Annotated in this window: 14 protein-coding genes; 7 read left to right on the top strand and 7 right to left on the bottom strand. The window is 31.0% G+C overall.

Features of this window, described 5'->3' with window-relative positions:
- Positions 1–213: 213 nt before the first annotated feature.
- The 4 genes from ABW636_RS04385 (at position 214) to ABW636_RS04370 (ending at position 5455) form a co-directional block, all read left to right on the top strand.
- On the top strand, positions 214–1920 hold the full coding sequence (locus tag ABW636_RS04385) for a helix-turn-helix domain-containing protein (RefSeq protein ID WP_367588731.1): 1707 nt from the start codon (positions 214–216) through the stop codon (positions 1918–1920).
- A 498-nt stretch (positions 1921–2418) separates the two neighbouring features.
- Complete coding sequence (locus tag ABW636_RS04380; RefSeq protein ID WP_367588730.1) at positions 2419–3549, top strand: helix-turn-helix domain-containing protein; 1131 nt, start codon at positions 2419–2421, stop codon at positions 3547–3549.
- 128 nt (positions 3550–3677) lie between these two features.
- Positions 3678–4094 (top strand): hypothetical protein, encoded by a 417-nt coding sequence (locus ABW636_RS04375; protein WP_367588729.1) that lies wholly within the window; start codon positions 3678–3680, stop codon positions 4092–4094.
- A gap of 482 nt (positions 4095–4576) precedes the next feature.
- Positions 4577–5455, top strand: coding sequence for a sterol desaturase family protein (locus tag ABW636_RS04370; protein WP_367588728.1), 879 nt, complete (start codon positions 4577–4579; stop codon positions 5453–5455).
- Between the two features lie 58 nt (positions 5456–5513).
- Here the strand turns inward: ABW636_RS04370 and ABW636_RS04365 are convergent, their stop codons facing one another.
- From ABW636_RS04365 to ABW636_RS04335, 7 genes are all read right to left on the bottom strand, one after another.
- On the bottom strand, positions 5514–5795 hold the full coding sequence (locus ABW636_RS04365) for a hypothetical protein (protein WP_367588727.1): 282 nt from the start codon (positions 5793–5795) through the stop codon (positions 5514–5516).
- Between the two features lie 59 nt (positions 5796–5854).
- Positions 5855–6253, bottom strand: a complete 399-nt coding sequence (locus ABW636_RS04360; protein ID WP_367588726.1) for a group III truncated hemoglobin — start codon at positions 6251–6253, stop codon at positions 5855–5857.
- A 55-nt stretch (positions 6254–6308) separates the two neighbouring features.
- Positions 6309–8528 carry a nitric-oxide reductase large subunit gene (locus ABW636_RS04355; RefSeq protein ID WP_367588725.1) on the bottom strand — a complete coding sequence of 740 codons (2220 nt, stop codon included), beginning with the start codon at positions 8526–8528 and terminating at the stop codon, positions 6309–6311.
- Positions 8529–8533: 5 nt separating this feature from the next.
- Complete coding sequence (gene ric / locus ABW636_RS04350) at positions 8534–9253, bottom strand: iron-sulfur cluster repair di-iron protein (protein ID WP_367588724.1); 720 nt, start codon at positions 9251–9253, stop codon at positions 8534–8536.
- A gap of 87 nt (positions 9254–9340) precedes the next feature.
- Complete coding sequence (locus ABW636_RS04345; protein WP_367588723.1) at positions 9341–9772, bottom strand: RrF2 family transcriptional regulator; 432 nt, start codon at positions 9770–9772, stop codon at positions 9341–9343.
- Between the two features lie 137 nt (positions 9773–9909).
- Positions 9910–11940 carry a S9 family peptidase gene (locus ABW636_RS04340; protein WP_367588722.1) on the bottom strand — a complete coding sequence of 677 codons (2031 nt, stop codon included), beginning with the start codon at positions 11938–11940 and terminating at the stop codon, positions 9910–9912.
- Between the two features lie 89 nt (positions 11941–12029).
- Complete coding sequence (locus ABW636_RS04335; RefSeq protein WP_367588721.1) at positions 12030–12524, bottom strand: DUF456 domain-containing protein; 495 nt, start codon at positions 12522–12524, stop codon at positions 12030–12032.
- A 176-nt stretch (positions 12525–12700) separates the two neighbouring features.
- Here ABW636_RS04335 and ABW636_RS04330 point away from each other — a divergent pair, with 176 nt between their 5' ends.
- The 3 genes from ABW636_RS04330 (at position 12701) to ABW636_RS04320 (ending at position 15201) form a co-directional block, all read left to right on the top strand.
- Positions 12701–13159, top strand: coding sequence for a hypothetical protein (locus tag ABW636_RS04330; RefSeq protein WP_367588720.1), 459 nt, complete (start codon positions 12701–12703; stop codon positions 13157–13159).
- Between the two features lie 306 nt (positions 13160–13465).
- Positions 13466–13825 carry a BlaI/MecI/CopY family transcriptional regulator gene (locus tag ABW636_RS04325; RefSeq protein WP_367588719.1) on the top strand — a complete coding sequence of 120 codons (360 nt, stop codon included), beginning with the start codon at positions 13466–13468 and terminating at the stop codon, positions 13823–13825.
- Positions 13826–13830: 5 nt separating this feature from the next.
- A complete protein-coding gene (locus tag ABW636_RS04320; protein WP_367588718.1) occupies positions 13831–15201 on the top strand; it encodes a M56 family metallopeptidase in 1371 nt (456 codons plus the stop codon).
- Positions 15202–15232: the final 31 nt, after the last annotated feature.

The following is a 15232-nucleotide window of genomic DNA, read 5'->3' as shown; positions in this document are numbered from 1 at the left end:
AAGTTTCCGAATAACATTTTTTATAGTTTTACATTGTTTTATGTGATTATCCGTTTTGTGTAATACTGATGTTTTTAATGTCATTCCGAATTTATTTCGGAATCTCACTATGTTCATAAATAGGCCTTTATAAAGAGAACCTGAAACAGGTCAGATTAACAATGATTAATTATTATACATTCCGGATATTCAATTTGTTTTAAAATCATTTTCATGAATACCTTAAAAGCAACTTTTTTTTTTATCCTAATAGGAATATTTTGCTCCAATAGCCAAAATACAGTACCACCCGATTCTATACTCCAAAAAAATTATACTGAACTTGGAGATTCTTTTTTTGCTGTAGAATCAGATACTACAAAAGCTATTATGTATGCTAATGCTTATTTTTTAAAAGCTTTACGAGAAAATGATACTTTAAGAATGTTTGATGGTAAATATCTATTAGCTAGAATAAATGACAACCTTAACATTTACTTAAGCTTTTGCGATTCATTAATTGAGGCAACCCAAAAAACACCAACAAAAAAATACCCTACTGCTATATTTTTAGAAAAAGGGATATATTTATATCGTAACAACAAAACTAATGAAGCATCAAAAGAATTTTTTAAAGCTAATACTGTTTTAAAAAAATTCAAAAATGATAGCTTACAACATATAACCTACATATATCTTGGGTACTTTAACCATTATATTGGAAAGTATAAAAAAGCGCTACATTTTGAAAAGAAAGCCTATAAATTTGCTGTAGACAATAATTATTACTTTTACAAAGGTGATACACTAAAAGCAGGTCCTTTTTTAGGAATATTATTAGATATAACTAATACATATAGGAAATCGCATCAAATAGACTCTGCTTATTTTTATAATAAAAAAGCCATTAATTTATACCAAGCCTTAAATGATAACGTTCTTTTGGGATATACGTTTTACACCAAAGGATTAATAGAATATGAAGAAAAGCTATATAAAAAGTCTATCAAATCTCTCAAAAAAGCAGTTAAAACTGCAAAAGAAGATGATAATTTTAGATTATTAAACAAAATTTATTCTATTTTATCAAGTTCCTATCAAGTTCTTAATGATGATAAGAACGCTTTTTTATTTAGTAAAAAAGCAGATTCTTTATATGAAGCAAGGAATATATATTCTAATAACATAGAAAATTGCTTTATTTATTTAGTTGATTATTATAAAAAAGCCAACGATTTAAACAACCAGCTCAAGTATATTAATAAATTACTAAACATAAAAGAGTTAAAACTAACAGAAAAAAATAAAGTTAGTGAAACACTTATTGAGAAATATGACATCCCTAATTTATTAGCTGAAAAGAAAGAAGTTATTGCTAAACTAGAAGAAAAAGTACAAATAAGTCGTAGAAGTAAAACAATTTATATTTTACTAATCACACTGTTTATAGGCCTATTAGGTTATCAAATACACAAAAAGCGTAACTATAAAAAACGGTTTTTAAACATTATAAATCAAGAAAAAATTGTTGCTCCCAAATCAGTAGTCACTATACCTAAAGAAAGTAAAAACATCTCAAATGATGTGGTAAACGATATTTTAAACAAATTAGATAATTTTGAAAAAAAGCATGGGTATACTAATACTAATATTAATTTACAATCCTTAGCGCAAAAGTTGGGAACTAACTCTAATTACCTTTCTAAAGTAATTAATCAGCACAAGAACAATTCTTTTTCTAAGTATATTAACCAGTTACGTATTGAATATATAGTTAATCAATTAAAAAAAGATTCAGTATTAAGAAAATATTCGATTAAAGCCATTGCAGGCGAAGCTGGTTTTAAAAATGCAGAATCATTTTCGAAAGCTTTTTATAAACACACTGAATTAAAACCCTCATACTTTATTAAAGAATTAGAGAAATTTGAAGTTAATTAATCCTGAAAGTCACACTATAAATTATGGTAGTATATAGTACTTAATTAGTGTTCTCAACACTTCTATAACATCATAAACCTCAATTCTCCATACAACCCAAACATTTTTCACCCATAATTTTGTCTCGATTTATAGGGAAAGCCTTCTGTAACATACAAGACATCTAATTTTGCTTCAAATAGTAATACCTCTATACTAAATAAACAAAAGAAAACAATACGATATAATTTCTCTAAAAACACAGATGCTATACATCAAAGATTACAACTATGTACCCTTATCCAAGAAGTTGGTTAGATAATAAAAGATAAATAAATGAACCATCATGACAGGATCGTTTATCATTAAATTCTCAAGATAAGGGCTCTTTTGATGAAAGCAGGGTATTTTACCCTTCTTTTATGGTTGTTTAAACAATAAAGCTAACCGGTTTGTGAAAAACCTAACATTACATACAAGAAAACAGAAAAAAGTTGTGCAATATATTAACTTTGCCAAATGAATGTATTGGATATAACTCCATTATTAAGTAGTATAATAGGAGTATCTTTATTGTTGTTTATCTTATTTAGAAAAACGGGCTTGGGCAAAGACAAAAAAATACGTTTTGTTTTAGCAGGAATCGTTTTTATATATACATTCATTGCTTTTGATTACTATATCACCATAAATCATAAGGGTAACACCCCTTATTTTGGAATCTCCTACCTTTTAACACATCTTATAGGTTTTTTATTTTTTTACTTTATTATATTATTTACCAAAGGAAGTATTCATATCAACAAATGGTTGTTTGTTGTTATTGGTTATACTATTATAAGGTGGCTGTTTTTCTTACCTCTATTTAAATATGATTCTCTAGATCAATTTATGGGTTTTGTACAAGACTCTGGGTATGACCAATTGTTGGAGATAGAATATCTTACAGTAAGTTTACTGAACATTTTATTATTCATCTTTGCCTTTTTTCGTCTTAAAGAATCTCCTTTAGCATTAAACCTTAATCAAAAACAAGCACTTACCTATAAATGGGTAAAGTTGGTATTAATATCCTTTGTCATCTTACAGCTAGGTCTTTTGATAAGTGATATTATTGGTAGTCTTCGGATTGAAAGGTATGAGGCTTTCGAAAATTATGAAGGGTATATGAAATTTGAAACATTATTAATATCCATCTTCTTTTTTACTTTTGCTTTTTCTATCATGCATTTTCCTGTTTTCATCTTTACTGGTGATTTTGAAGATTTACCAAAAGCCTCAAAAAAGAAATATGCAAAATCATCTTTAACAGATTCTACCGAACTTTTCAATCAAATTTATAAGTTGGTGGAGGAAGAAAAGCTATACCTTGATTTTGATATAAAACTGAATACATTATCAGAAAGACTAGACAAATCTATTCATCATATCTCTCAAGCTATTAATCAAAATGCCAAATCAAACTTTCCTGATTTTATTAATAGTTTTAGAATTGAAGAAGCAAAGAAGAAATTATTAGCATCCAAACCAGATACTATTTTTGCAATATCATTGGATGTAGGTTTTAACAGTAAAGCTGCTTTTTACTCAGCTTTCAAAAAAATCACTTCTCAAACCCCTACCGAATTTAAGAAAAGTAACAAAGGTTAATTCTAATTGCCCTACTACTTTATTCTGACAAATCAAGACATCTTTTTTGTGTTCGGTATTATAGGGAGCGTCTTTATTCATAGACACATCCCATACTTTTGTCTTGTAATTTTTAAAGGAAATTTTGGATGATCATAAAAATAAGCTGGTGCTGCAGGTTAATGTTTCTTATCTCTTTATTGTTAATCACTACATCTATTAAGGGCCAAAGCACTACCAATTTAATCGGAAAATGGCAAACTACCTATGATGATGAAGGAGAGAAATCCTATGTGACCTATGAGTTTAAAAACGTAAGCGGGAAATTGAAATGTTATACTCGCTATCTTAAAAATGATAAAGGAGAAGGAGTAAAATATACTTCTCTTGCCATGGATAAAATCACCCTAAGCAATGGTAAAGGAAATGGAAAATATAAATACAATGAAGGAAACAAGAAGTATGTTTTTGATGCCAAGCTTCATCTAAAAAACCTAACGACATTATATGTTAGTTATTCATTTTGGGGATATTCTAATACAGAAATCTGGAAACGAATAAAATAGTTTGATATGAATTGGTAAGCAAATATGAAATTTTCTCGTAATAACATCTACTTTGTTTCTATAAACTGTTTGTTTACTTTATCACACGTCATTATGATTAGGTCTCATATTGAGGCATGGCATTTATGGACCGTATTTTTTGGGTTCTGGCTCTACATCAATTCCCTGTTTACCAATTATATCAAGCTTAACTCTGCAAAATGGATAGTTCTATGGGTTTTAGGACTAGTAATTCTTAGCATATTAATGCTCACATTTATGTAACGCCAATTATAAAAAAGATGAACAAATTAAAACTTGACAATTATTGGTATCTCGGTTTTTTGGGTTTGATAGGCTTTTACAAATTGCCACTAATACAAAGTTACTTTCTGGGAAATAGATCGATTTGGGAACTAACAAATCTACTTTGGTTTTTATGGTTCTTATATTTTATCCCAAAAAACAAAAAATAATAATTCTAACATAAATTTATAACTATTATGAGTTTTGCTAAGTTAATTTCGCTATTTGAAGGAGCACCGATCATGCAGTACATTGCTTACTTCTTTATTTTCAATCTTGGTCTTATTGCTATAGAATTAATACTAGATATATTTACTTCTAAAGAGAGAAGATGGAAAGATACCGGGGCTAATATTATGATTTTTATTATTAATCAACTTCTAGAGAAAACCGCATTTGGAGCCATTGGAATTGTTTTTTTAGTCCCTATTAGCTGGATATCTCCATTTGAGATCCCTATAGACATATGGACCTGGATTATTGCTTTTTTTGCTGCCGATTTTACCTATTACTGGATGCATCGTTTAGAGCACGAGCATCGTATTTTGTGGGCAAGTCATAGTGTACATCATTCTTCTGAAGATTATAATCTTACCATTTCATTAAGATTAAGCATTGTAGAAAGTACATTCGAATGGATTTTTCTGATTCCTATGGTTTTAATTGGTTTTAGCCCATTTCAGGCTATTGTCGGGTTAATACTTGTGGCACAATTTCAAACATGGATTCACACAGAACGTATTAAGAAACTAGGTTGGCTGGATGAAGTTTTTAATACCCCATCTGTACATAGGGTACATCACGGGTCTAACCATAAATATCTCGACAAAAACTATGGCGGCGTCCTTATTATCTGGGATAAACTATTTGGCACGTTTCAGCGAGAAGAAGAAAAGGTAATTTATGGGCTGACCAAAAACATTGATACCAACAACCCGCTCACCATTAATTTTATAGAGTATAAAAACATTTGGAAGGACGTAAAAAAATGTAGAAATTGGAAAGATCGATTTAAAATAGTTTTCGGTAATTTAGAATGGAAACCTGACTATTTTGATACTAAAAAACTCGAGTAAATGAATAACGTTTCTTTACTCGAGTTATTGACAATATACAATGAAACGTATGACTTTGTTATATCGTATTTATAATTGAAATAACTATACTTGCAAACACACTTGCTATAAGTAAGTTGAAGCTTATTTTAGGTTTTTGTTGAGACAACATAGCACCATTATAAAACATACACATAATGGTTATGATAAATAACTGAAACATTTGTGATGCAGAATTTCCGTTCATTAAAATGAACATTGCAGCAACAGATCCTAAACAACTTTGCCCTATAATGGCAAGTGGGGTATATCCTATAATTCCTTTTGAATACTCTTCTAAATACTCTTTATAAATTTTCATGTTCTTTGTTTTTATGAAAGCTAGTAGCAACCAGCTTTGGTTTACACTCATTTATTTTTTTAATTATTCTGGTGAGGTCGATTCCTCCAAATGGACAGATATTGACTCGTAGCCATTTTTCGTGCAGCATCTTTGGCTCTTTGTGCTATTTCTCCCTGATACAAGGTATCTATGGTACTAAACCACAGCTGTAACCACTTTCCAAAATGTACTTGGTCAACCGTATAGTTTAGATTTTTATCTACATCTCTATGAGCTTGCCCTGGATTACCTTTAAAACACGCAACTCCAAATAAGGCAGTCATCCAAAAATCTGTTAGCTTTTCAAGGTGAATGGGCCATTGTTTTTCTGACAAGTGGCTATTAAATATGGGGCCTAACAATTCATCCTTTTGTATTGATGCATAAAATGTAGAGACCAGTAAAAAGACATCTTCTCTGTTTTGTATTTCTTTCATTTTATATAGTTTGATCCGCACCAATCCAATCATTAGATTGGTGCGGATTTTTTGATTAATTTTTCTTTTTAAGGCAATACATCGTTTCTTCTATTGCAAACCAGCAGAAATAGAATATCCCGGCAGAAAAAATAATATCTCCTATCATACGCAACCATTTTAAGGTCTGTACTGTTGGCGAATAGAGTAATTCGGCATCTCTTGCAAAAGAGTACCCTTTGGTAATAGAAGTATATGCCTGAATAATTCCTACAGGAAGCAGACTCAAAACCACCATCGCAATAAGACCTATGTTAAGCAACCAAAAAGCTCTTTTTAGTTTAATTGTTTTCCATGGTCTATTAGAATAGAATCGTAGACAGATAATAATGAACCCCATTCCTAGCATCCCATATACTCCAAATAAAGCAGTATGCGCATGAACCGCAGTGGTATTTAACCCCTGTATATAATACAATGCTATAGGAGGATTGATTAAGAACCCAAAGACTCCTGCTCCCAGCATATTCCAAAAAGCCACTGCTATAAAAAAGAAGATCGGCCATTTGTACTTTTGCATCCATTGATTTTCTTTTAGTAAATTCCAGTTTTCTCTAATTTCGAATCCCATTAGTGTTAATGGCACTACTTCTAATGCGCTAAATGTAGCTCCCAAAGCTATCGCCTGAACGGGTGTCCCTGAATAATACAAATGGTGCAAGGTTCCTATTATTCCTCCTGCCAAAAATATGGTTGCAGAAGCTATCGAAGCTTTACCTGCTGTATTTGCTGACAAGATTTTCATTTTTAGGAATACAAATGCGATAACAACGGTTGCAAAAACTTCGAAGAAGCCTTCTACCCAAAGGTGCACTAACCACCACCTCCAATAATTAATAACGGGTAGACTACTGTTCTCACCATACATTAATCCTGAAAAGAAAAACATACCGATAGCTATCACAGAAATTAAAAGAATGATCAATAGATGTTTTGCTCCGTCATTTTTTTTGATCCCGTAAAGAATATGGCGGCCCACCATGATCATCCATAAAATCAAACCTATGGCAAGGAAAATTTGCCAAAATCTACCCAGATCCATGTATTCATATCCCTGATGCCCAAAAAAGAAATTTGTTGTTAAATCCAGAAATTGATGTACTCCCAACCACTCTCCAATTAGGGAGCCAAACACAATAACTATCAGGGCAACAAAAAGAAAGTTAATTCCAAAAACCTGGAACCTCATCTCTTTGCCACTAATCATCGGAGCTAGAAAAAGTCCTGTAGCTAACCAGGTAGCTGCAATCCAGAATACAGCTAATTGCGTATGCCATGTCCTGGTAATAGAGTAAGGCAAAATACTAGCCAAATCAAATCCAAAAAATGCTTGTCCTTCTACTGTATAATGTACTGTGAGGATTCCGAGAAGAATTTGCAATCCAATTAAAAGAGAGACTACTATAAAATACTTTAATACAGCTCTTTGAGAATTGGTTAGTATAATTTTGGTCAAAGGGTCTTTATCTGGATATATTACAGCTTCACCTTTTTCATGATTTCTAATATAATAGTAAGTAAGTACCCCTATAAACAATAACAATAAGACTACAGAAAACCCAGACCATATTTGAGAATCTGGTGTAATGGTATTATCTATTAAGGGTTCATGAGGCCAATTAGAAGTATATGTGTATTCCTGATCTGGCCTATTTGTACTTGCCGCCCATGAGGTCCAAAATAAAAATGCATTAAGCTGTGCTAATTTTTCTTTATCTGTTAATGCTCCTTTCTGGATTGCATACTCTTCATGGCCTTCAGAAAATAGAGATGCATAATACTTTGAGTTATGCTTAATTGCTTTATACCTGTTTATTGATATAGTGATACTTTTCTCATTAGAATTATAGGTATTCGTTCTTATATCTTTGATAAGCCTGGCTTTTAAAGCGGCTTTTTTTTCTTCATCCAGCTCTCTATAGCTTTTATCATAATCTTTTTGTGCCCAGGCACCTAACATAAATAGGGCTTCTCTATGTATCCAATCAGCGGTCCAATCAGGAGCAACATAACTACCATGTCCCCATATAGACCCTACTTCCATCCCCCCAATAGACTCCCAAACATTCTGACCTGTTTGAATATCTTCTTTGGTAAATACTATTTCTTTGTTTTCGCCAATGACAACGGTGTCAGGAATCGGTGGTTGCGTTTGATATATTTCTGTTCCAACCCATATTAGAGCAGCAAACGACAGTACTACAACACTGGTAAATCCAATCCAAATTTTTTTCATTTTAACTAGTTTAGGCTATTTTCAATTACGATTGCTTTTTTAAAAAGGATATTGTTTTCTAAGTGAATATGCTTGTGTAAATCTTCTTCAAACTCTTTTAATAGTAAGAATGCTACTTTGTAAGAGTTACATGCATCTACTGGAGGGGTGTATTGATTACTAAGCACTGAGATCTTCCTAAACCTATCCCCTTCTTCATCATGTTCTTTATGCATCATTGCAATCGGACTTTCTACCGATGTAAATGACAATGTTGAATTTATCTCTATCCCTCTAGATGCCTTAGCTAGTTTTTTGAAGTATGGAAAAAGAAGTAATTCTTCTTTTTTCATGTGCATACTAAGTTCGTCTGCACTTTCTTTAAAAAGAGTTTCTATTTCATAGAGTTCTGGATGGTTGTCACCATGAACCTGAGAGATTTTGCTTAAATACTCCTTAATTACAGGTATTTTACTTTCAACGTATTGATGGTGTTTGTTATAGATGTAATCAGATAAAAAATCTATTTCCCATTCCTGATAGTTTTCTTCTTCTTTTACTTCTTCAGAAAGGCTGGTCAGTTCTTCTATAAGATCATTGGTAGATATTCCCAATGTTTTGCAAGCAGAAGATATACTTCTATTTCCCTGACAACAAAAATCTATTTCATGTTTTTTAAAAACCTGGGCGCTCCTGTAGTTCTTTGCTACAATATCACCTATTAAAGTTTCACTATTTAGTTCCATTTTTATATGATTCAAATTTTTCTATATATTAGCTTTATTCATAAATGATAAAAAGATCTTTTTATCCTTTATTGATTTAAATTTTTTTTATCTTTTTAAGATGGTTAACCCAGCGTTCATATCATCGGCTATAGATTTTAACGAAGTATTTTCTAACATATCTCTAAGGTTGTCTCTTATTTCTACAAATTTATAGTGTAAAGGACATGGCGAATTCGCATCACACTGTCTCAGCCCTAAACCACATCCCGTATATATCGAATCTCCATCCAAAACCTGAACCACCTCGCTTAATTTTGTATCCATTTTCTCGTCCTCTATCATAAATCCACCATAAGGTCCTTTAATAGACTTTACAATATTAGTGCGTGTAAGCTGTTGTAAAATTTTTGCAGTAAAAGCTTGAGGAGAGTTTATTTCTTCTGAAATCGTACTTAAACTCACTTTATTATTTTTCGTAGTTTGCTGTGCTATAAAAATAACCGCTCTAAGACCATATTCACAAGATTTTGAAAACATACACTTTTTATTTATAGGACAAAATTAATTCTTTTTTTAATAACGGACAAATATATCCTTTATAAATTATAACCCTTCAAAATAACAAACCCCCCTTTCATACATGAAAAGGGGTTTCAATACTATTTATTGATTGTTTACTTTTTTAACGTATTGGTATCATTTTTTAGAAGATCTGATTTTAGATGTTTAGCAAAAAATCCCATCATACTCTCATATAGCTCGATACGATTTTTTTCATGACCAAATCCATGTCCTTCATCATATTTAACCATATAAGGCACATCAAATCCTCTTTTTCTAAGATTGGTTACAATCTGATCAGATTCATTTATATTAACACGAGGATCATTTGCACCCTGCACCACAAAAAGTGGCTTTGTAATTTTATCTACATTTAATGCGGGAGAAACTTCTCTCATGATTTTTTGGTCTTTAGGGTCATTTTCATCGTACCATTGTTCATATACTTGACGTAAATATGGTTTCCAATATGGAGGAAAGGATTTAAAAAAAGTAAACAAATTAGAAACACCAACATAATCTACTCCACATCGATACAAGCCGGGAGTCTTCACCAAACTTCCTAAAGTGGCCAACCCTCCATAACTACCTCCATAAATTGCGATACGGTTCTCATCTATAAATCCTAATGATTTTGCATAAGCAACACCATCTTCCAAATCATCAAGCATTTTTCTTCCTATCTGTTTGCTACCTGCCAATAAAAATTTCTTTCCGTATCCTCCTGATCCTCGATAATTAATCTGTAAGGTAGCATATCCTCTACTTGCAAACAATTGTGTTTCTGGATTAAAATCCCACTCATCTCTAGGACCGTATGGTCCACCATGTGGGTTTACTATTAAAGGAACTTTTTCATCTTCTTTAACAATATTGGGAACAGTTATATACCCATATAATGTTAATCCATCTCTTGATTTAAACTTAATAGGCCTCATTTCTGCCATCTCCTCCTCTTTAAGTTGTGGCATCAAATTCATAATTTCTTTAAAACTATCTTTGGCTACATCATATAGGTAATACTTTCCATAAAGTCTGTCACTACTTATATAAATCAAATATTTATCCTCGTTATCTGTTTTATTAGTTATATAAAAATCTTTCCCCTTAAATTGTTGTTCGAATTTAGCGTGTATTTTTTTGTAGGTATCACTTACAGGAATTGTAACACTCTTTTCTCCTGTATAATAGTAATAATCTACTTCATATCCTCTTTTTCTAGACCTGTTTAAACCACCCACATCAAATACCGGATTACTATATACTTTTTTTATAGTTTCCTTTTTTGCCAAATCATATAACAGTATTTCATTCGTATCACTATCCAAATTACTCATTACAAATGCATCGTGAGGATAAGCTGTTGTATAATCAAAACCAAGAATATAGAAATTATCTTTCCAGGTGGTGGTCAATACTTTCTCGAAAGGTTTATCTAATGCCGTTCTATAATACATTGAGTAATTAACTCCATTTTCTTGTTTTGTATATCCTTTTAGCACACCATCCTTATCAAAATCATATCCGGATATAGGGTTTTGAACATCTTTATTTTCAAATAGTTTTTCTATTTTTCCTGTATTGATATTTATTTTATAAGGTTCGAATATTTGTGCATTGTCCTTGTTCATAGAAATAACCAAAAATTCTGGTTGCTCTTTCAAAATTTCTAAAATACTAACTGTTACATCTTTATATGGAGTAAGATCTTTTTGGTTGTTCCCATCCAAGTCTACTGCAAAAAGATGATAATTTTCGTTCCCTCCTTGGTCCATAACATAGATAAGTCGTTTATTATTTGCCCAACCATATCCTCGAATAAGCTCTTCTTTCTCTTCGATAATTCTTTTTACAACACCTGTTTCGGTATTTTTTACATAAATATGGAGTTTTCCGTTGCTATCTTTTTCTCTATAAGAGAAAAACATTCCATCTGGAGAGAATTTAAATGTGGTCTGTTTTGGTTTTTGAAAGTAATCTTCAACTTTATAGGTAAAATTACCTTTTTCCTGATCTGATAATGTTTGCAGTTCTTTATCCGAAGTTACCAAAGATGTATCTCCCGGTAAGCTATCTTTTTGGGTTTGTCCAACTGTATATTGTAGGGTAAGTGCAAATAAAATGAATACAAAGTGAGTTTTCATAACTAAGAGTTTTGGTGAAGTTTATATCTATATGACATCTCTTTATACTATATGTTACAAAAAAACCAATAATACAGATAGTTATACAATTAGAAATGCCAATTTTCTATTACTATTTTACAATAAAAAACAATAAATCCAACGGCTACTATAAATTTAATAAAAGTACCTGTCAAAAATCCAATAAAAGACCCAAAAGCTGCTTTTAATGCTTTTGATGATTGATCACTGTCTTTTATTAATTCTCCTATAAATGCGCCTGCAAAAGGCCCGATTATAATTCCTAGTGGACCTAAAAATAATATTCCTACAATGAGTCCAAGCGAGCTTCCTATCATACCATATTTGGTACCTCCAAACTTTTTGGTACCCAACGCTGGCACGATATAATCAAGAATCCATACCAAAATTGATACCCCTAATGTAATTCCTAAAAAAGTCCAATCATCAGGAACCCTATCTGTAAGATGTAGGATTAACAATCCAATCCAGGCTGTAAATGGTCCCGGTAATACAGGAAGAAAACTTCCTATTATGCCTATAAGACAACATAAAAACCCTAGTATAATTAATACAATATCCATTATTATTTTTTAAGTTATATGACGACATTGTTTCTGTTTTGTTACGGAAATGTAAACTTATCTTAGCTGTTTGTTATTAAACTCATTAAAGCTTTTAGAATATAATTTTATTTTCTTTTTTTGTCTAAAATACTATATTATTAACCATTAATCGAACATAAAACTACCCCAAAATTATGCGACATTTCATACTATTATCCTTAGGGTTAATAACTTTCTCTGTCTCCTTTTCTCAAACCAATTTTACAACACTTAAATGTAAAGATGCTACAAATGATCGCATTAGAAAAAATTGTATTATTAACGAAATAAAAGAGTTTGTTACTATAAATTACAATACTGCAGCCATGAAGCCTTATGCCAGAATTGGTACAAATCGAATCTATGCTAGATTTAAAGTAAATCAAATTGGTCAAATTGTCGATATTCAAGCAAAAGCTACTGCATTAGAACTAGAAGAAGAAGCAATACGAACGTTACGTTCATTTCCTACTATGACACCTGTACCACAAAAAAAGAAGGAAATACAAGAAAATGTTTTTGAAGATACCTATACCTTACCTATTACCTTTGAAATGAAAATTACAGAAATCGATTTAACACAAAAACGAATTACAGATAATAACGAAAAGTAAACATAATAGTACTTTTCTTATTATTTATAGTATAGTCTTCATCGATATATCTCACATCTCTATTCTCTAAACGATATATTAATCATTCTAATTTTTGATTCCAAACTTATACTCTGGTAATCAACATACACCTAGTAATGAGTTTACTTTACTAAGCATAAATACTTACTACAATTCTAAAACCATTCATCTGCATAAAAATAATTTTTAGTTTTTTAAACTAAAAAACTAGTTAAAACTAAAATTTTAGTTACATTTGTTTTATTCAACTAAAAAAATAGTTGAATACTCATAATTTTATATCCGATGAAACAACTCACAAAAGCTGAAGAAGAAATAATGCGATGGCTTTGGCAATTAGAAGAAGCTAATGTTGCCACCATTATCGAAAAGATGCCCGAACCTAAACCGGCTTACAATACGATTTCTACCATAGTTAGGATTTTAGAAAACAAAGAATTTGTTGGTCATCGTAAACAAGGTAAAGGTTATATCTACTTTCCTATCATTAAAAAAGAAGAGTATAGTAATCAATCGATCAACAAGTTAATGAATAACTATTTTAATGGCTCTTTTAGAAATATGGTCTCCTTTTTTGTTAAGAAAAATGATATGGATATCAAAGATCTGGAACAAATTTTAAAAGAATTAAATAAAGAAAAATAATCGTTATGATACATTACGCACTTCAAACCTTGATTTTTCAGCTATTATTTTTGATGTTATATGATGTATTCCATAAAAGAGATACTTTTTTTTCCTGGAATAGATTTTACCTTATCATCACACCTGCGTTATCCTTACTATTACCATTTATAGAAGTTGAATCTTTTAAAAATGACATTTCAAAAAACTATATTTTACAAGTAGAGCGAGTGATCACTATTTCTTCAGAAAAACTGATTTCTGTTCATCCAACAACGACTGATCAAAATCCAATAAATTGGTGGTTACTGTTATATTTTATTGGTATCGGTATAAGCATACTGCTACTAATATTAAAGCTTTATAAGCTAAAAGTACTTAAGACATTTTCTATTAAAACTAAGGTGGGCAATAAAAACATCATTACACTTCCCAATAGCAACCTGGCTTTTTCGTTTTGGAATTCTATTTATCTGGGAGATGCTTTGGATGAAGACAGTAAAAAACAAATTCTCATTCATGAGATGGTACATGTAGCGCATAAACACTCTCTAGACCAATTATGGTTTGAGTTACTCAAAATCCTATTGTGGTGGAATCCATTAATATACATTTATCAATCCAGAATTACATTATTACATGAATACATAGCAGATGCAGCGGTAATAGCATCTACTGGTAAACAAAACTATATAGAACAATTGTTAAATGTGGCTTTCCAGACTCAGGAAATCCCATTTGTCAATCAATTTTTCAATCATTCTTTAATCAAAAAACGAATATTTATGTTACAAAAGTCTCAATCCAAAACCATTGCAAAATTTAAGTACTTATTATTGATTCCTGTGATTTTAGGAATATTAATATATACTTCATGCAAAAATGAACCTATTTCACCTATTGAAAATACTACCGAAAGTGAAGAAAAATCAGTTTCTACAGATACCATTTCAAAAGAACTGCAGACAACTATAGATCAAGCTGTACTTCTTACTGATAAAAAAATTGCAGAAACCCCATGCCTCAATCAAAATTCTGAATATAATATGGATCTCGATAACCATTTAAAAATTGTAGTGGGTAATAACACCGAAGTTATTGTAGACATTGTCTCAATTAATAGTAACAAATCGATTCGAACAGTATATTTAAAAAGAAACATTGAATACCATGTGAGAAATATTCCAGAAGACACATACCGTCTTCATATCCAATACGGAGAAGGGTACGCAGAAAAAACTGTTAATGGAGTTTGTGCCGGGTATTTCAAAAATGAAAAACAAAAAGAAATTGGTGATCAAATATTAGTATTTGATACTATTAAAACCGAAACTGGATTGAAATCTGCTTCCTATAATATAACACTTGATTTATTACCCGGTAAACTAACTAATTAGCAATATTATCAAACACAACAACCTATTTAAG

The sequence above is a fragment of the Aquimarina discodermiae genome, from assembly GCF_040786235.1.
Classification (GTDB): domain Bacteria; phylum Bacteroidota; class Bacteroidia; order Flavobacteriales; family Flavobacteriaceae; genus Aquimarina.
The sequence above is the reverse complement of the archived record's forward strand: the minus strand, read 5'-3'. Positions and strand labels throughout refer to the sequence as shown.